This window comes from Pseudoalteromonas sp. SWXJ133 (assembly GCF_015864365.1).
GTDB classification, from domain to species: Bacteria; Pseudomonadota; Gammaproteobacteria; order Enterobacterales; family Alteromonadaceae; genus Pseudoalteromonas; species Pseudoalteromonas arctica.
In genome coordinates this window covers 70,121-89,152 of sequence record NZ_JADYXJ010000010.1, presented here as the reverse complement: position 1 = coordinate 89,152, position 19,032 = coordinate 70,121, and the positions used below count along the sequence as shown (strand labels likewise).

Here is a 19,032-nt window from a genome sequence, read left to right as displayed (position 1 = left end):
AGCAAATGCAATTATTCAAATAAAAAATTACTAAGAGCTAACTCGCTACAGCTCTATTGGGTTTTACCTGCTTGTTTACCAAAACTGAAGTTGGATTAAATCGCCCTAAATTGAGCGGCTTTAACCCAAATAAATCAGAAACCTCTGGCACTTATTAAATATCAGGGGTTATTTCTATACGATTTCGTCCATGTGTTTTGGCAATGTATAAGGCTCTATCTGCACGTTCAACTAAAACAGAACTATTTGTAAATGGCCGTAAAATTGCTGTACTAAAACTTGCAGAAATAGCACGTTTTGCAGCATCACTTTACTTTTTAAAAATCGCCTTTTTTAATCATTGGGTAGAATGAGCAACTAATTTGGCGTGGTTCGTAAATACATTTTCAAGCGTAATTTTTTTATTATTAACCCACACTCGACTATTCAACTAACTTGTTTGTCCTCTATACACATTAAATCGCTTTGGCATCTAAAGTTTGCGCAATATTCCACAAAGCACTGATTGCAGGGTCATTTAACTCTTTCCTTAATACTGCCAAACCAATATCAAACCCATCAGGTGCTTGCATTTTTGGTGTTAGTATTTGTACTTTATCTTGCAGCGGGCTGTTATCTAGTACTATTTTAGGGACCATTGCGACACCTAACCCTAAGCTCACCATAGATACCATTGCTTCGTGCCCAGCAACTTGTGCGTAAATTTTCCCGTGAATATTATTTTTGCGCCACCAGTGTTCTAACCTTTGGCGAGAAAAACCTTGTTCTGGCACAATAAATTCTAAATCAGACCAATTAATGTCATCACTATTTTGTGTTAGTTTTTGTGTGATCGGGCATTGAATTTTTGGTCCAATTAATAAAAGTGGAGAGTGCCCTATATCTACAAAAGCAATTTGCGCCGGTAACTTATTTGGCTTAGCTGCAATAGCCATTAATTCATGCCCATCTAACACACGGTTTATAGCAAGTGCAGGGTCGCCTGTATTTAATGTTATTTCTATATACTGATGCTGCGCACGAAGTTGCTCTAATATTTGATGTAAAAAACTATAAGATGCAGTAACCGAGCAATAGATACTTACTTTGCCGTAAATATGTTGTTGTGGGTCTTTTACATCCGTTTTAAAACGCTGCCAATTAGCAAGCGTTGCTGTGGCGTAATCAATAAACGACTCACCTTCACGCGTTAATTTAACACTGCGGTTATCGCGTACAAATAATGCAACACCTACCTCTTCTTCCAAGTGTTTTATATTGCGGCTCAAAGTGGGTGCGCTTATGTGGCAAAGTTCGCTTGCGCGCCCAAAGTGGAGCGTTTTAGCCAGCGCTAAAAAGTAGTTCAAATGTTTATGATCCATGCCAAACCCAGTGTTTCATATTATGAAACACTTTAATTCAAATATATCATTTTACGCAAGCAACGATTTTACATATGGTGTTTGTAAGCGCAATAAACTTTGCGCATCTAACAAACATGACTTTATAGGACACTAACAATGGCGAATTATTTCAATACCTTACCTTTACGCGAGCAACTAGCGCAATTAGCGCAATGTGAATTTATGGACGCAGGCGAATTTGCCGATGGCGTTGACGCACTTAAAGGCAAAAAACTAGTTATTGTAGGCTGTGGTGCACAAGGTTTAAACCAAGGCTTAAACTTACGTGACTCTGGTTTAGATGTTTCTTACACATTACGCGCATCAGCTATTTCTGAGCGTCGCCAATCATTTTTAAATGCATCTGAAAACGGTTTTACTGTTGGTACTTATGAAGAATTAATTCCTACAGCTGACGTAGTACTTAACTTAACGCCAGATAAACAACATACCGCTGTAGTAAGTGTAATTATGCCACTTATGAAAAAAGACTCTACCCTTGCTTACTCTCATGGCTTTAATATTGTTGAAGAAGGCATGCAAGTACGTGAAGACATTACTGTAATCATGGTTGCACCTAAGTGTCCTGGTTCTGAAGTACGTGAAGAATACAAACGCGGTTTTGGTGTGCCAACTCTGATCGCAGTTCATCCAGAAAATGACCCTCAAGGTCTTGGTTTAGCACAAGCTAAAGCGTATGCAGCGGGTACGGGCGGACATCGCGCAGGTGTACTTAAATCATCATTTATTGCTGAGGTTAAGTCTGACCTAATGGGCGAACAAACCATTTTATGTGGCATGTTACAAACTGGCTCTATTTTATGTTTTGATAAAATGGTAGAAAAAGGCGTTGATGCGGGTTATGCATCAAAACTAATTCAATACGGCTGGGAAGTAATTACCGAAGCACTTAAGTACGGTGGCGTTACTAACATGCTTGACCGCCTTTCAAACCCTGCAAAAGTAAAAGCGTTTGAACTAAGTGAAGAACTAAAACTAATTATGCGTCCGCTTTATAATAAGCACCAAGATGACATCATCGACGGCACCTTCTCACGCACCATGATGGAAGACTGGAATAACGATGATGTAAACTTACTTAAATGGCGCGGCGAAACAGCAGAAACTAACTTTGAAAAGACTCCTGCTGGCGATGTAGAAATTTCAGAACAAGAATTTTTTGATAACGGTATTTTAATGGTAGCAATGGTTAAGGCAGGTGTTGAACTTGCATTTGAAACCATGACAGCAGCCGGCATTATTGAAGAGTCGGCCTACTACGAGTCATTACACGAAACGCCATTAATCGCCAATACTATTGCGCGTAAAAAGCTTTTCGAAATGAACCGTACTATCTCTGATACTGCAGAATACGGCTGTTATTTATATAACCATGCATGTTTACCATTACTTGCTGATTTTATGAAAAACGTTGATACCGACATTATTGGTAAAGGCCTTGGCGAGCACAGCAACCAAGTTGATAACCAAACATTAATTCAAATTAATGCTGCACTGCGTGAACACCCTGTTGAAAAAGTAGGTGCAAAATTACGTGGTTACATGTCAGCAATGAAAAAAATTGTTTAATTGTAAATAATAAAAATTCGCTTGTTAGAAACCAAGCCCATATGTTTAACATATGGGCTTTTTTATACACATTCATAAAGCTTTAATGGTACTACGCTACCCTCAATTTATTTCTTGTAAGCAGTATTTAGCTCAAAATAAATAATGTGTTAATATAGCCCTCTACTCAGTTGTAAAATTAATTAATATCATGACGATACAAAACCTTTCTATTACTCAAAAAATCACAGCTTTAGGCAGTGTTATTGCTATATGTGTAGCCGCACTGATTGGTTTGACTTCCCTACACAGCTCAAAGGATATTATTGAGCGACGTATGATTGAGTCAGAGTTACCTAGCAAACTTCAAACAATCAGTAACCATGTAGGCGGTGAAATCAACGAGTTACTCGGTGCTGCTCAGCAACTATCATCAAACGAATTTGTTTTACAATGGGCTCAATCAAACAATCAAGATGACACCTTTTTATTGAAAGAATTAAATCGCGTGGCTCAGCAATACGATTTAGCCACCGCATCTTGGGCAAATAGAGAAACTGCACAGTATTGGAACCAAAATGGTTTTTTGCGTGTGTTAAAAAACGATGCAGCCGATGGCTGGTTCTTTGCTTTTAAGCAATCAAAACAGCCTTACTCTATCAGTATTTATCAAGAGTCAGCCAATGATGTGAAAATGTTTGTAAATCATCAGCAGGCTAATGGCACTGGTTTAGCGGGTCTTGCAAAAAGCATTACAGATATGCAAAAGCTGTTACAGCAATTTAAAATTGAGAAAACTGGCTTTGTATTTATTGCTGATAAAAGTGGATTAATTCAGCTCCATAAAGATGCCAGTAAAGTAGCTAAAATAAATATTGATGATTTATATACTGCAAACATTCACAGCCAACTATTTAATAGTAATGGCTTTGCACTAGAAGAAATTGACTTAAATGGGGAACCCACTCTTGTCGCTGCGACCCCAGTTAAAAACACCGATTTATATGTTGTAGCTCAAGTACCAAAAAGTGAAGTTTTCGCAAGTGTAAATACCCTTCAATGGCAAATTTTTACTTTTACAGTAATTACAGCATTAGTTGCTAGCTTGATTAGTTACTTACTTGCTCGTTCACTCTCATCTCCACTTTCTAAAATGGCTCAGTTGTTTTCACGCTTAGGTTCTGGCGATGCAAACTTAGCGTATCGTTTACCAGAATCAAGCCAGCCAGAGCTTAATAATCTAAGTGATGGCTTTAACCAGTTTATTAATAAAATAGAAACAGCGATTACTCAGGTTGCCAGCGAAAGCCGCGGTATTCGCCAAAGCTCCGATCATGTATTTGAACAAGCAAAACGAAACTCTCAAGCAATAGACAATCAAAAAGAACAAACAATATCTGTCGCAGCAGCAATCAACGAAATGGGCGCTACTGTGCAAGAGATAGCGCAAAGTGCTGCAAATACAGCTAAGTTAACCAATAGTAGCCGTGGAAGCACTATTCAAAGCCACAAACAGGTACTCCAAAGCCAAGCAACTATATCAGCTCTTGCCAGCGATATTGATGGCATAACAGAGCAAGTTACTTTGCTTTCTAAAAAAACTGTAGATATAGCAAGTATTGTTGACTCAATTAGAGGGATTTCGGAGCAAACTAATCTACTTGCTTTAAATGCGGCTATTGAATCTGCTCGCGCAGGCGAACACGGACGCGGTTTTGCTGTTGTTGCTGATGAAGTACGTGCACTGGCAAACCGTACATCGCAATCAACCACCGAAATTCAATCTATGATTGAAGAGCTTACGAGAATATCTGATGATGTAGTTAACGATATTAGTCAATCGAAAGATAAAGCTCAGCAAAGCGTTGGTGCTATGCAGAACTCGGTAGAATTACTTGATGAAATAACCGAAACTGCAAATCAAATAAACGATATGGCAACGCTTATAGCGACAGCAACGGAGCAACAAAGTAATGTGGTTGCCGATGTAAGTCGTAATATTGAGCAAATAAGCGAAATTAGCGATAAAGCAATGAGTGAACAAATCGATACAGAGCAAGCCATTCGCGACTTAGCAAACAGCGCACAAACACTTGATGCACTTGTAGCTACCTTTGAAAAGCACCGCTAAGCAGCTATAACATTACACGCCTGCTATGAGCAAAAACTATATTCGAAGATAGTTTTTGCTCATAGCTAATATGCTTAATTTATACAAACTAAGTGCTTTTGCTATCGCCGGTATTAAATGCTGAAACGTACGCTTCCTTTTTGGCTCTAGGGAGCTTTTTTAATTGATACTCAAGCTTACTTGCTTCACTTTTATTGCCCACTTGCTGATGGTGGATAAGTAAAAGAGGCCCTTTCCCTCTAAGGTTTTTAGCCCCTTTGCCAGCTTGATGAGTTGCAAAACGCTTTTCAACATTAGTGGTGATCCCTGTGTACCAATGACCAAATCGTGTTTCAACTATATATAAAAACCAAATAGACTCAGTTTTTAAAATATTCGTTTCAATATGCTGTAAACTTTTTTCATTATTAGTGGTCAAAACATTACCTTAACGCCCTTAACATAAAACAATTGCTTAAAAGGGTTTTACCTTCAGTGACTAATCGGTATCATGCAGATTATAAAAAATAAGGATCACAACTAACAATGCAGTCGTTAAAAACTTTTTCTCTTTGGCTTATCGTTGCTTTAACACTTAGCTCAGCAGCAGGTTGCTCTAGTTGGGTATACCGAATTAACATCCCACAAGGCAACTTTTTAGAGCAATCGGATATTGAAAAACTTCGTGTAAATATGACCCGAGAGCAAGTTGTTTATGTATTAGGTAGACCTATTGCCGAGGACGCCTTTGATAACAATACTTGGCGCTATGTTTACAGCTTTAATAAAGGCCGTAAAAACGAGCAACATAAAGAGCTGGTGATTAACTTTGAAAATGAAAAGTTAGTTTCAATCTCAGGTGATTATGACCAGCCTGAAAACTTTACTACACCGCTCGAGCAATAAACTTCTCAGGTAGTAAAAAAGGTGAGCATGACTCACCTTTTTTACTGGTTTACTTAAAAATCGTATACCATTTTAAACGACGTTAGCGTGTTATTTAATCTGTTAAATTGTTCGAGATTTATATCGATTGGCATTATTTCTCAAGTGGGCGACCACCCGTTATTTTATTAGCACGCCCCTCTTCTTTGGCTTTTTCTGCACGTTTTCTGCGAGCATCTTTAGGATCTGCAATTAATGGACGGTATATTTCTATACGGTCACCGTCTTTTAATTCATAGTTAGCTTTTACAGTTCGATTCCACACGCCTAATGTTAGCGATGTGGCATCTATTTCTGGGCACTTTTCTATAATACCCGACTGAATAACAGCTTGCTCGACTGTAGTCCCTTGCGGCACTTCAATTGATAAACACGTGGCCGTGGTCGGTAATGCAAAGACCACCTCAACATTAATCATACTCGCGCTCCATAAACCTGTTTTGCACGTTGAGTAAATGCACTCACCATATTTTTTGCTACATCGTTAAAAATCTTCCCAAAGGCAAGCTCTATTAACTTACTTGAAAATTCAAACTCTAGCTGCAAATGAACCTTACATGCTTTGGCGTCAAGCTCTTGAAAATGCCAGCGCCCTTTTAACGTTTTAAACGGACCATCAACAAGGCGCAGTAACACGGTTTGTTCATCAACAAAGGTGTTTTCGGTGGTAAACCACTTTTTTATACCCGCCTTAGATATTTCTAAACTCGCGGTCATGTTATTATCGTGCTGTGAAACAATTTTTGAGTCTGAGCAATTTGGTAAAAACTGTGAATAAGCTTCTACATCATTAACTAGATCAAACATCTCTTTAGTGCTGTACATAACCAGCGCACTTTTTTCTATTTGTGGCATACTCACTCCCAACTGTGTGGGCGAATTTTAGCAAGCTTTGCGCGTTTCCCCAAATTTTCATGCTGCTTAAATTAAAGCTTAATTTTAAAAGCATTATTAAAAAAATCGATGTAAAACATCTCACATTACGTATATTATAGGGCACTATGGCTAAGAAAAATTCATCAAAATCGACAAGTAATACCATCGCGCTAAACAAAAAAGCGCGACATGAGTATTTTTTACACGATAAGTTTGAAGCGGGTGTTGAACTACAAGGCTGGGAAGTTAAAAGTATCCGAGCTGGTAAGGTGAACATCACTGAAACTTATATTCATCTTAAAAATGGCGAAGCATTTTTACTTGGCAGTCAAATTCAGCCACTTATAAGTGCATCGACCCATGTAATTTGCGACCCGCTACGTTATCGTAAATTGCTATTAAGCAGACGCGAACTTGACCGTTTATTCGGTGCAACAGAACGCGATGGCTATTCTTTAATAGCCACAGCTATGTACTGGAAAAACTGCTGGGTAAAACTTGAGTTTCATTTGGCAAAAGGTAAGAAATTACACGACAAACGCGAAGACGGTAAAGATAAAGACTGGTCGCGTGAAAAAGAACGCTTAATGAAGCATAAAGCATAAATAAAAACGCCTAATTTATTAGGCGTTTTTAATTTCACCTATATAAAAATTCAAATAATAGCAATTCGCTTAATTAAGTAATCTACTTTGAAATAAGAAAATCGTGTCGATAACAAGACAAAACTAGTTATTTAGCCATTCTCAGCAATTGCTCCTGCATTATCCTACCTCCTGTATCTATGCAGTCGTAAATCAGAAAATTTTCAACGCCTTTAGCATTAGCTTTAATCCCTCAAATTGTTTAAGTATTATTGCGAATTGGTATTCATAATTAAATAAATTAAAAGCAGAAAAACAAACATAATTTTTTAATTTATAGAAATAAATTATTACAAATTATTTTAATCATTAGCTATTCCACACATGGCTTCATCTAGCTATATAACAATTATTAACCCTATGTCCTATTCACGCTTAGTTTCGCCTAGAAAACAAAGTATAAATAAGGTCATAAAACCCACAAAAAAGCATTAAAACCAATACTTAAATCATAAAACAAGTCAATTGCTAACACTTAAGTTACATGATATTAATGCATGCGCTTGTTAAGCAAATAAATTCATAATATATCAACAAGGACTTAAGGATGAAGCAATTAACTGCATTTACACCGAGTATTATTGTGGGCGCAACACTCGCATTATCAGCAGGTTTTACAACTACAACTTACGCAGCTGAAGAAGCTAAAAAAGTAGAGCGAATTCAGGTTACTGGTTCTCGTATTAAGCGAACCGATATTGAAGGGCCTTCTCCGGTGCAATCAATCGGTAGAGCTGAAATCGAAAACATGGGTTACGATAATTTACAGCAACTTCTAGAAAGAATGCCTGTAGCAGGTAGCGGTACTTTCTCTACTCGTGGTAACAACCAAGATTCAACCGCTAACGGTTCAGCTGCAGTAAGCTTACGTGGCTTAGGAGCCGATGCAACACTGGTACTAATTAATGGTCGCCGTGTATCAATTAGTGCCTTTGCTGAAGGTATCACCAACTCATTTGTAGATATTAACAGTATTCCTGTTTCTGCTATTGAACGTATCGATATACTAAAAGATGGCGCTTCAGCTATCTATGGCTCTGATGCAGTAGCGGGTGTAGTTAACGTTATCTTAAAGAAAGATATTGATGGTGTTGAGATTAACCTAGGCTATGGCGGTACAGATGGTCCAAATTATGAAGAAACAACAGCAAGCATAGTTTGGGGTACTACAAGCGAAAAAAGTAGTGCGTCAGTTATCATTGATTACTTTAAAAACACCTCTCTTTCTTCTGATGAAATGGGTAGCCTTGGTACTGCAAACCAAGCTCCTTATGGTGGTGAGGATTTCCGTTCATCTCGAGGTTTCCCAGGCTACTTTATCGTCGATGACGTTAAAACAATCGACCCTGCCTGTCCTGTTGAAAATGCAACTTCAAGTGGTAGCTGTTTATTTGATTACGGCCCATATGGATATGTTGCCCCAGCATCTGAGCGTGTAGGCGCTATTTCACAATTTGAATACCGCTTTGATAACGGTATTACTGGCTTTTTAGAAATGGCTGTTCAGCATAACAGTTCTGTCGCTGCAGGTGCACCAACACCACTTGACGAAGATGCAGGCCTGACGGTACCCGCTAATCATCCAAACAATCCATTTGGTGAAGACATTCAAATTGGTCGTTACCGTACAGTAGATGCAGGCGCTCGACAATGGGACATTGAGTCAGACACCTTACGCTTTGTTGCTGGGTTAAAAGGCGAAATAAACGATTGGAGCTGGGAGACAGCGGTACAAAAAGGTCGCAGTAAATCACTACAAACAGGCGATCGTACACAAGGCTGGGTACGCACCGATTTCTTACAACAAGAAATTGATGCCGGTAACTATAATCCATTCGGTGGCACATATAACGACCCAGCTGTAATTGACAGAATCACAACCAGCTTAGTGCGTCGCGGTGAGTCTCATATGACCTCTTTTGACGCTAACATTACAGGTGAAGCGTTTAGTTTTGGTGGCGAAGCTGTAATGATGGCCGCCGGTATTGAGTACCGTGAAGAAGATGTAAATGATATCCCTGATGATCAATTTCAACGTGGCTTAATATTTGGTACTGAATCAGTATCAGCTTCTGCTGATCGTGAACAATACGCTGCATATGTTGAGTTCTCAATCCCACTTGCTGAAAACCTCGAACTACAATTAGCCGGTCGTTACGATGATTATAGCGACTTTGGTACAACTACAAATCCAAAAATAGCTCTGCGCTGGGCACCGACTGATGAAGTAACGGTTCGTGGTTCTTGGGCGCAAGGCTTTAGAGCGCCTTCATTAGCGCAAATAGGCTTAGGTCCATCACAAAAAAGCCAATTTTTTGTTGATACACAGCGCTGTGAACAAACAGGATTAGATTGCCAAGCACTTGATTACAATATTGAGTTCTCTGGTAACCCTGATTTACAAGCAGAAGAGTCAGAATCATGGAACGTGGGCGTTATCTGGGCACCTACAGCTGAGTTTGGTTTAAGTGTCGATGTATGGAGTATTACTCAAGATAACAAAATCGATGAAGAAGAATTTGGTCCTATTTATGCTGCAGAATGTGGTAACCAAAATAGTACCGTATGTGTTCGTTTAGCCCCTACAGGCGGTGCAAGCTTAGGCACAATACAAAAAATACACAGCACATTTAAAAATTTATCATCGCAAGAAGTGTCTGGTGTTGATGTTTCAGCAAACTATAACCACTCTCTTGATGACTTAGGTTTACTTAAATTTAATTTAGAGTGGGCATATCAAGATAAGTTTGAAAAAGATGGTCGTGATTACACGGGTGAATATGGCTACCCAGAGCATCGCTTTATTTTCTCAACCAACTGGGAAATTGGTGAGTTTAACACCAATGTAAATATCAGTTATGTAGGTGAATTTGAAGATACGCCTGATATCGACTTTGATGGCAATTTAGACTTTGATAGCAATACTTCACGTATGATTGACTCGCAAACGCTTGTTGATTTACAAACGTCGTACCGTATTACTGAGTCAGCTAAGATATCTTTAGGTGTTAATAACTTATTTGATGAAGAGCCACCATTTGCAATTGGTGATGGCGATGGCGATTTATACGGTTATGCATCAGCTGTGCATAATCCTCGTGGTCGCTACTTGTACACTAAAGTAAGCTTTTCTTTCTAAATAAAAGACACAAAAAAACCGCCAATTGGCGGTTTTTTTATTTAAAACTAGGGGCTAAATTATAGCTCGCCTTCGTTTTCAGATAAGAACTTAGCAACGCCTTCAGGGCTTGCGTCCATACCTTTTTTACCTTCAGTCCAACCAGCAGGACATACTTCACCGTGCTCAGTGTGGAACGCTAGCGCGTCAACCATGCGAAGCATTTCGTCGATGTTACGACCTAGTGGTAAATCGTTCACTACTTGGTGACGTACATTGCCTTCTTCGTCGATTAAGAATGAACCACGAAATGCAACACCCGCTTCTGGGTGCTCAACGTCATACGCTTTACAAATTTCGTGTTTAACATCTGCAACTAGTGCGTATTGAACTTTACCAATACCGCCGTCTGCAACAGCAGTGTTACGCCATGCGTTATGTGAGAATTGTGAATCGATAGAAACACCAATTACTTCTACGCCACGCTTTTGAAACTCTTCAAAACGCTTATCAAATGCAATAAGTTCAGAAGGACATACAAACGTGAAATCTAGTGGGTAAAAGAAGATAACTGCTTTTTTACCTTTAATTGTTTCATGAAGGTTATAGCTATCTACAATTTCACCGTTACCAAGAACAGCTGCAGCGGTAAAGTCTGGTGCCTGGCGGCCTACTAATACACCCATTTTATTCTCCAAATATTTTGAGTTTGTTTTCAATTGCTTTCGCAATGCTGGTACTTATATGGGCGCTAAAAATTAAAAACCAATAGCGCACACATATAATTAATTGGCATTCTAAAGTTATTCACTACAAAAGAACAATCGCATTTAACGATGTGAGCAATCGAAAATAACGAACACTTACAACTTGCACTAATCTGCTTGGATAATAGGTCTATTTTTAAGTGTGAATTGCGTTGTAATTAGATAGAAATTTTGACGTTACTGAAGAAGGGTTAATACATTAAATTGTTTAAAAATTCATATAATGCGGTATTAATTTTTACAGATACAAAAAAACCTGCAAATGCAGGTTTCTCGTTTAGATTTAATCCATTATATCTGAGGGCATATCGCCACGGATTTTTTGCCAAATTTCACCTGTTTGATGACCGTATTTACGCATCATCGAAATAGCACCATCGTGCTCTTTATTTTCTGCCAAGATTGTTAAATCTTTATAAAACTGACGAGCAAGTTCACGAGTTCCGGCATCAGAGAAGTAATGACAACCAATCTTTGAATAAAAGCCTCTAAAACCGTTGAGTATTAATACATAAATACGGTTATTACCCGCAACGGCTAATTCGTGATGAACTTTATAATCGTAGTCAGCAAATGCCTGCGCAGTATCTTCTAGCTCATGACTTTGTGATAAAATTTCAATTACACGTTCAGGATTTAACTTAATTGCAGCACGTGTATAAATAGCACTAATATTAGTACGTGCAGATAAAAGCTGATCTGTCAGCTCTGGCATCTTGTCTTCATCTAAGCGCGCTAGTGTTTCAAGAATATTTAAACCAGATGTCTCCCAAAAGTTATTTACTTTTGTTGGTTTACCATGCTGAATTGTTAACCAACCATCACGTGCTAAACGCTGTAATACTTCTCTCAAGGTCGTTCTTGTTACACCAATTAACTCTGAAAGTTCTCGCTCGGCAGGTAGAATTGAACCTGGAGGGAAATCGCCGTTCCAAATAGATTCAACTATATATTCTTCAGCAAATCCTGCTGGGCTTTTCGCTTTAAAAATTCTCATCCAGTTCCCACTCGAATTAATCAACACTCATCGTTTTACACGAATAACTGACTGATTGTACCAGACGAAGCATAACTAACAAGTAAAGTCAGGTATATAAATAAGCAAATGAGTAGAAATTAAAGATTAATAAATAATAAAATTTAGGTTTCTCTAATATAGCTACAATGTATAAATATACAGAGCAATATTCACTGTAGGTACATTGTAATTGTTGGTGTTTTGTATTTACACCATACTTAGCTGAATCAACTTAATACACATAAGTACATTAAAAAGGAACACCTATGCAACAGAGCGTTCTAGCAGCAACTTTAAAGAATTGATTTGGCAATGCACCAATGTGATATAAGTAAGCGATATAACTAAGCTTATGTATAAATGGGAACTAACTAGAGCATCATGTAACCTCTGCTGAGGCTGTATTGAGTGGTCAAAAATTTCATCTTATAAAAAGCGACTTCGGTAGCTTTTTTTTCCTTTTTGTTGCCGCATACATTATCCTAGGTCATAATCTAACGTCTTATTTAAACGCGGAATTTTTATGAACTGGCTTGCGCAATTACCCACCCAACGTACCCCGTGGCTTTTATTTACAGCTATCGTTTTTTTACTTGAAGCGACCGCCCTTTTCTTTCAATACCAAATGGGATTGGCACCTTGCATAATGTGCATATATCAACGTACAGCTGTACTGGGCCTATTAGGCGCAGGAATTGTAGGTGCAACTAAACCACAGAGCAAAGCAGTTCGTGCATTAGCGTATGTAATTTGGGGTGTATCGAGTGTTTGGGGATACCTTATAGCTCGCGAGCATATTGATATGCAAACCACCACAGACCCTTTTGCATTTAGCTGTGAGTTTGAACCGAACTTCCCGTCGTTTATGCCGTTACATGAATGGATACCTAGCTTTTTTCAGGCGACCGGGGATTGTGGAAATATAGATTGGCAATTTATTGGTTTGAGCATGCCTGCTTGGATGGAAATTATATTTGGGATTTTCTCACTAACACTATTTATTATAGTTATTGGCCGTTTATTAATTAAAAAGTCGATTTGATATGTTTACATTTTTTTCAAGCCAATTAGATGAGCTTAAACACCTAAAAGTACGCAAGCGTCAGGACGTAATAGCACTTTCTTTAAATATGCTATCGCCAACAGATAAAGTGTTACTACGTATAATAAAATTATTGTTACTTAGCCCATTATTTTTAATATTTACGGTATTTAAAGGCTGGATATTAATCCCATTTTTAATACTCGGTGGGCTTTGCTATCCGCTATTAACAACACCTATTGAAATTAACTTTGCTAAAAAGCACTTAAACGAAGCGCTAAAACAATTTAATCAGGGCGTATAACGCCCTGATTATTACTTACTCGCTTTAAAGTGATATTTTCCCTTCTAATTTGGCTAATAGCTTTTTACCAATTCCTTTAACTTTCGATAAATCACTGACGCTTTTAAATTCGCCGTTTTCTTCACGGTAATCCACAATTGCCTGCGCTTTTTTCTTACCTATACCCGGTAGCTTAGCAAGCATACCTGCATCAGCATTATTTATACTAATTGTCTCAACTTGAGACATTTGCTTAGTTACTTCCGATAGTTGTGCGTATACGGTAGTTGCAGGTAGTAAGCATAATAAGCTTATTATGAATAAATTTTTTAACGTTTTCATTAAACTTGTCCCTATTCTTCTTTTCTTAATTTTGAATGTTGCTCAGGAAAACTAAAAAGTAAGGAACTGAAAAGCTCATCACTTAAAGTGTATCTAAACGCATTATCACTATAATCCGAAATCCTGAAAATGCAGCTGGTACAACTAGTGATTTCTTAACTAAAGTAAAGTTACCGTTTTTTGTCAAATTTGACTCTTAAAAATTAATACTTCGCGCTTGCAAATTCACTTACAAACCATTACTGTACATAAAAACAGTAATCTAATGGTTTTTACAAACCACGGTGCCAAGCAATTTTGCAGGAGAAATCATGGCTGTTGTTGTTAAATATGTTGTAGAACGAAACGGAGTCGAGCGTATGACGTTTACTACCAAAAAAGAAGCTGATGCTTATGACAAGATGCTCGATATAGCAGAATCACTTGAGCTAATGCTAGAAAAGGTAGACGTACCGCTTAGTGAGCAACAAATTGAATCACTTGCTTTAGAAATAGCGAAAAGCAAAGATGACTTTATGACCATATTGAAGGGCGGCAAAGATCCGGTTGTTACCAAAGCGCCAGCGAAAAGTAAAAAGTCAGATAACGTTGCATCAATTGAAGATAACAACGATAAAAAAGCAAGTTAACTCGTAGATTGCCCTCTCCTCGGACGGGACAAACTAAATAAAAAAGGGAGCAACTTAGTTGCTCCCTTTTTTATTATACCAATTCGCTTCATTAAGTGATCTATTTTGAGGGTGGAAAAACGTGTTGATAACTAGGCAAAAAATTCGATATTTAGCTGTTCTAAATGAGAATTTTTTAACGCCTGTAGCAACACGTTTAGCCCCGCAAAATGATTAAATATTATTGCGGATTGGTATTACTTACTACTCATTTTAAAATAAATAGTAATTGCTATTTAAAGCTCTTTTTCTACTTCATCAAATAAAGCAGTGATGTTTTGCTCTGGCTCTTTTGTTACTAAGCTAACAACAACAATTGCGATACTCGCTAAAATAAAGCCAGGTACTATTTCATACATAAAGCTACTTAAACTTTCACCATTAATAGTAAACGGACCATAAATCCAAACAAGCACTGTAAACGCACCTACTAACATACCAGATAAGGCGCCAGCAAAATTCATACGTTTCCAATAAAGGCTAAACAATACAAGTGGTCCAAAAGCAGCACCAAAGCCTGCCCATGCATTACTTACTAGGTCTAAAATAGAGCTATCTCTGTCGTACGCTAAATAAATTGCAAACAGGGCAACAAATGCAACACTAATTCGACCAACAGTAACTAATTCAAAGTCGCTAGCATCTTTACGTAAAAATGTTTTATATAAATCTTCAGTCAATGAACTTGAGCTTACTAGCAATTGTGATGAGATAGTACTCATGATAGCAGCCAAAATTGCAGCTAGTAAAAAGCCAGCAATAAGTGGATGGAACAATAACTCAGAAAGAATTAGGAAAATCGTTTCAGGATCTTCAACTACAATATTATTTTCGTAAGTATAAGCAGCACCAAATATACCAGTACCAACAGCACCAAGGGCAGCAACAATCATCCATGTCATACCAATACGGCGAGCTTTAGGCATATCCTTAACACTACGTACCGACATAAAACGAACGATGATATGTGGTTGACCAAAATAACCTAAACCCCATGCCATTGCAGAAATAATACCTAATGCAGAGCCTGCTCCAATCCAGTTAAGCATATCTGGATTTACACTATGTAAAGTAGACTCCAGAGGTTGTTCAAGTAAAGAGTATGCAACGGTAGGCACTAGAATCAGTGCGATGAACATAATACAACCTTGCACGAAATCAGTTAAGCTAACCGCTAAAAAACCACCAAACAAAGTGTATAAAACAACGACACCCGTTGTAATGTATAAACCCACTTCATAACTTAGACCAAATGAGCTTTCAAACAATTTTCCGCCGGCTACAACACCAGATGACGTGTAAAGAGTAAAGAAGACTATAATCACAACAGCTGATACAACACGTAATAAGTTTGACTTATCATTGAAGCGATTTGAGAAGTAATCTGGGATTGTTATAGAGTCATTTGCTTTTTCAGTGTACACACGTAATCTAGGTGCAACTAACAGGTAATTTAACCAAGCACCAATCACCAAACCAATTGCTATCCATGTACTACTAAAACCAGTAACAAACATCGCACCAGGTAGGCCCATTAAAATCCAGCCACTCATGTCAGATGCACCTGCAGATAGTGCAGCAACACTTGGTGATAGATTTCGTCCACCTAACATGTAACCTGATACATCGCCAGTAGATTGCTTATATGCATATAGTCCGATACCTAACATTACAACAAAATATAATGCTAGTGAAATAATCATTCCTGTTTCCAAATTAGCCTCCGCATAATTATTAATAACAGGCTCTTGATCCGAATATTGACTCTTAAAATATTATAATAAAGACACTATTAGGATAAAAACCATTCTCGCTGACTATATCATGCCTAACAATAAAATCTCCAACTTGTTGCTTCCAGCTGATATAAAAATACTCATGTTGAATAATTTTAAAGCGAATTGGTAAAATATAATAAATTAAATAGAAGAAACACCTTAATTTATAATGATAATTTATTAATCATGCAAATATACGTAATGCTATTTCAAGTCATTTCCCATATATTATTACAATAATCAATTACATTACTTTTACGGAACTGTTTATGTATTTTTACGCTGCACGCCAACCTATTTTAGACAGAGATAAGAAGCTTATTGGGTATGAGCTTTTATTCCGTGATGGTGTTGATAACGTATTTCCTGATATAGATGGTGACGAAGCAACAACACGACTTATAGAGGGTAGCCAGTTTAACTTTGGCTTAGAAGATTTAACCGATAACAAACCTGCCTATATAAATTTCACGTTAGAAACACTATTAAAGGGTTACCCTACATTATTGGGTAAAGACACTATAGTTGTAGAAATACTTGAAACTATCCAGCCTGGTAAGCGTTTATTAGCTATCGTTAAAGATTTAAAAGATAAAGGTTACACAATCGCTCTTGATGACTATATCCACCAACCTGTATGGCAGCACTTTTATCCATTCATTGATATTATCAAAATCGACGTTTTAACTAATGATATGGACACAATAAAAGCTATTTTTAACGACTTAAAACCACATTTACATATTAAGTTACTTGCTGAAAAAGTAGAAACCTACGAAATTTACCAACAAACTTTGGAAGTTGGATTTGATTATTTTCAAGGGTTTTTCTTCTCAAAACCTGAAATGGTACAGAGTAAAGCTCTACCGCCTTCAGGAATAGCATTAGCAGAATTACTTTACGAAACATCAAGCACAGATATGGATCTTAGAAAAATCACCAATGTGTTTGAGAGTGATGTAAATCTATCTTATAAGTTACTTAGATATTCAAATTCGGCAGCGTTTACTAAGCGGGCTGAAATAAGTACTATTAAGCAAGCTCTTATAGTGCTTGGCGCCAATGAAATTAAAAAGCTATTGTCATTACTGTTTGCAGCACAAGTATCAGCAGACAAACCTGTAGAGCTAATTAGGCTATCGCTTACGCGCGCTCGATTTGCTGAACTACTCGCTATATCTCATGGACAATTTAAAGATACCGGCATGGCATTTTTAACCGGTATGATGTCTCTTATGGATGCTATTTTAGATGAGAGTATGGAAAGCGTGATGAAAAAGCTTCCACTTTCTAATGATATAAAAGCAGCGCTATTAAACGACGAAGGCTTATTGGCAAAATATTTAAACTTAGTTAAGTATTATGAACAAGCAAACTGGTCAGCTGCAAACGAACTAACGAAAGAGCTAAACCTAGGAGAAAAAGTTCCCGATGCCTATCACGAAGCGCTAGCTTGGGTTAATGAACAAATACAGTTAGTAGTTAACGAAAAATAAAAAAACTGAACTCTGGTTAAGATATTTACTAATATATTAAGTCATAATGATATTTAAATTTATTTTTCTCTAGCCAGGGATTTTCAGTGAAAACAAGGCGAACTTACGCGTCAATAGTTGGCCTTTTGCAAGTAAATTCAACGTAGTTAGAGCTGAAAATAGCTGCTAGAGATAGATTTATTATCCAGACTTCAGGTTAAATATATAAACAGCAAATAAAAACGCCAGCATTTAGCTGGCGTTTTTATGAGTGGCTTTTCAATTATAAACTTTCTAAAAAGTCTTCATCAAAATCAGCTGGCTCTTCTTTTATAGGTGGGTTGCCATCGTACAGCTCATAAATTTGACGCTGGAAGTAAATATCTTTTACAAATAAGTACGGATCAAGTGAATCATTTAGTAACCCTTCTTGTGGGATTAATGATGCACGCGCCTCAACGGCTTTTAAAACAAACACTAGAATAGTTTGTGGAGTCGTTAGCGCAACTTCAGGCAATACAAAGTTGTCGACTACATCACCGGTCAGGTTACGTGCTGTTGTAGGACCCATGCCAGGTAGCATTAAATAAGCGCCATCACCCACGCCCCATACACCTAACGTTTGTCCAAAGTCTTCATCTACAATTTCAAGACCAAGTGAACTGGCAACATCAAAAATACCAAAAATACCAACCGTAGAGTTAACTAAAAAACGCGCTAAGCTCACACTTGCATTACCCGGCTTACCTTGCAAACCCGCATTAATCATATCGACAGGTGCTGTAATATTACCTGTAAAATTAACAATACCGTTTCTTACCGGTACAGGCGTTACTTCAACATAACCTACAGCAACTGGGCGCAATAAATAAGCATCCAGTACATCCATATTAAAGTCGTATAACGGACGATTAATACTTTGCAGCGGATCTCTGTCATCTACTTTGCTTTGTGGTACTTGAGCACACCCGGCTAGTATCAATAAACATAAAAAAGTAAAACTGTGTTTTAACAT

At 37.7% G+C, this 19,032-nt stretch carries 18 protein-coding genes and 1 pseudogene; 9 read left to right on the top strand and 10 right to left on the bottom strand.

All coding sequences use genetic code 11. The annotated features are described in order from the left end of the window. Positions 1–154: 154 nt before the first annotated feature. Positions 155–298, bottom strand: a pseudogene (locus tag I6F40_RS19700) (GGDEF domain-containing protein); the annotation flags it as partial. A 157-nt stretch (positions 299–455) separates the two neighbouring features. Beyond that, the gene (ilvY, locus tag I6F40_RS09880; RefSeq protein WP_166376951.1) at positions 456–1,361 is read right to left on the bottom strand and encodes an HTH-type transcriptional activator IlvY; all 906 of its coding nucleotides are present in this window, start codon (positions 1,359–1,361) and stop codon (positions 456–458) included. A 138-nt stretch (positions 1,362–1,499) separates the two neighbouring features. Between ilvY and ilvC the strand changes: the two genes are divergently transcribed. Further along, complete coding sequence (gene ilvC / locus I6F40_RS09875) at positions 1,500–2,972, top strand: ketol-acid reductoisomerase (RefSeq protein WP_166376950.1); 1,473 nt, start codon at positions 1,500–1,502, stop codon at positions 2,970–2,972. Positions 2,973–3,162: 190 nt separating this feature from the next. Further along, positions 3,163–5,082, top strand: coding sequence for a methyl-accepting chemotaxis protein (locus I6F40_RS09870; RefSeq protein ID WP_166376949.1), 1,920 nt, complete (start codon positions 3,163–3,165; stop codon positions 5,080–5,082). 88 nt (positions 5,083–5,170) lie between these two features. Here the strand turns inward: I6F40_RS09870 and I6F40_RS09865 are convergent, their stop codons facing one another. Further along, positions 5,171–5,500, bottom strand: a complete 330-nt coding sequence (locus tag I6F40_RS09865; RefSeq protein ID WP_166376948.1) for a GIY-YIG nuclease family protein — start codon at positions 5,498–5,500, stop codon at positions 5,171–5,173. A gap of 107 nt (positions 5,501–5,607) precedes the next feature. Here I6F40_RS09865 and I6F40_RS09860 point away from each other — a divergent pair, with 107 nt between their 5' ends. Next, positions 5,608–5,967: an outer membrane protein assembly factor BamE gene (locus I6F40_RS09860; protein WP_166376947.1), complete on the top strand. Its 360-nt coding sequence runs from the start codon at positions 5,608–5,610 to the stop codon at positions 5,965–5,967. A 133-nt stretch (positions 5,968–6,100) separates the two neighbouring features. On the opposite strand, the gene I6F40_RS09855 is transcribed toward I6F40_RS09860, so the two are convergent. Together I6F40_RS09855 and I6F40_RS09850 are read right to left on the bottom strand one after the other, a co-directional pair. Then, the gene (locus tag I6F40_RS09855; RefSeq protein ID WP_007584122.1) at positions 6,101–6,424 is read right to left on the bottom strand and encodes an RnfH family protein; all 324 of its coding nucleotides are present in this window, start codon (positions 6,422–6,424) and stop codon (positions 6,101–6,103) included. Further along, positions 6,421–6,861 carry a type II toxin-antitoxin system RatA family toxin gene (locus I6F40_RS09850; RefSeq protein WP_166376946.1) on the bottom strand — a complete coding sequence of 147 codons (441 nt, stop codon included), beginning with the start codon at positions 6,859–6,861 and terminating at the stop codon, positions 6,421–6,423. Before I6F40_RS09850 ends, I6F40_RS09855 begins: the two co-directional genes overlap by 4 nt. A gap of 146 nt (positions 6,862–7,007) precedes the next feature. Here I6F40_RS09850 and smpB point away from each other — a divergent pair, with 146 nt between their 5' ends. Next, positions 7,008–7,487 carry an SsrA-binding protein SmpB gene (gene smpB / locus I6F40_RS09845; RefSeq protein WP_007584119.1) on the top strand — a complete coding sequence of 160 codons (480 nt, stop codon included), beginning with the start codon at positions 7,008–7,010 and terminating at the stop codon, positions 7,485–7,487. A 586-nt stretch (positions 7,488–8,073) separates the two neighbouring features. Beyond that, positions 8,074–10,665 carry a TonB-dependent receptor gene (locus I6F40_RS09840; protein ID WP_166376945.1) on the top strand — a complete coding sequence of 864 codons (2,592 nt, stop codon included), beginning with the start codon at positions 8,074–8,076 and terminating at the stop codon, positions 10,663–10,665. A gap of 59 nt (positions 10,666–10,724) precedes the next feature. Here I6F40_RS09840 and I6F40_RS09835 read toward each other — a convergent pair whose 3' ends face one another. Beyond that, positions 10,725–11,330 (bottom strand): peroxiredoxin, encoded by a 606-nt coding sequence (locus I6F40_RS09835; RefSeq protein WP_007378637.1) that lies wholly within the window; start codon positions 11,328–11,330, stop codon positions 10,725–10,727. A 364-nt stretch (positions 11,331–11,694) separates the two neighbouring features. Continuing rightward, positions 11,695–12,408: a fatty acid metabolism transcriptional regulator FadR gene (gene fadR / locus I6F40_RS09830; protein ID WP_004335692.1), complete on the bottom strand. Its 714-nt coding sequence runs from the start codon at positions 12,406–12,408 to the stop codon at positions 11,695–11,697. 544 nt (positions 12,409–12,952) lie between these two features. Between fadR and dsbB the strand changes: the two genes are divergently transcribed. Together dsbB and I6F40_RS09820 are read left to right on the top strand one after the other, a co-directional pair. Continuing rightward, positions 12,953–13,471: a disulfide bond formation protein DsbB gene (gene dsbB / locus I6F40_RS09825; RefSeq protein ID WP_166376944.1), complete on the top strand. Its 519-nt coding sequence runs from the start codon at positions 12,953–12,955 to the stop codon at positions 13,469–13,471. A 1-nt stretch (position 13,472) separates the two neighbouring features. Continuing rightward, positions 13,473–13,775: a DUF6170 family protein gene (locus I6F40_RS09820; protein WP_166376943.1), complete on the top strand. Its 303-nt coding sequence runs from the start codon at positions 13,473–13,475 to the stop codon at positions 13,773–13,775. A gap of 24 nt (positions 13,776–13,799) precedes the next feature. On the opposite strand, the gene I6F40_RS09815 is transcribed toward I6F40_RS09820, so the two are convergent. Then, positions 13,800–14,096 carry a ComEA family DNA-binding protein gene (locus I6F40_RS09815; RefSeq protein ID WP_166376942.1) on the bottom strand — a complete coding sequence of 99 codons (297 nt, stop codon included), beginning with the start codon at positions 14,094–14,096 and terminating at the stop codon, positions 13,800–13,802. 311 nt (positions 14,097–14,407) lie between these two features. On the opposite strand from I6F40_RS09815, the gene I6F40_RS09810 reads away from it, so the two are divergent. Beyond that, complete coding sequence (locus tag I6F40_RS09810) at positions 14,408–14,725, top strand: YebG family protein (RefSeq protein WP_007584105.1); 318 nt, start codon at positions 14,408–14,410, stop codon at positions 14,723–14,725. Between the two features lie 275 nt (positions 14,726–15,000). On the opposite strand, the gene putP is transcribed toward I6F40_RS09810, so the two are convergent. Then, complete coding sequence (gene putP / locus I6F40_RS09805; RefSeq protein WP_101217622.1) at positions 15,001–16,479, bottom strand: sodium/proline symporter PutP; 1,479 nt, start codon at positions 16,477–16,479, stop codon at positions 15,001–15,003. Between the two features lie 332 nt (positions 16,480–16,811). Here putP and I6F40_RS09800 point away from each other — a divergent pair, with 332 nt between their 5' ends. Further along, positions 16,812–18,038, top strand: coding sequence for an EAL and HDOD domain-containing protein (locus tag I6F40_RS09800; RefSeq protein ID WP_197192839.1), 1,227 nt, complete (start codon positions 16,812–16,814; stop codon positions 18,036–18,038). Between the two features lie 262 nt (positions 18,039–18,300). Here I6F40_RS09800 and I6F40_RS09795 read toward each other — a convergent pair whose 3' ends face one another. Beyond that, entirely contained in the window at positions 18,301–19,032 is a 732-nt protein-coding gene (locus I6F40_RS09795; protein ID WP_007585858.1) for an MlaA family lipoprotein, read from the bottom strand.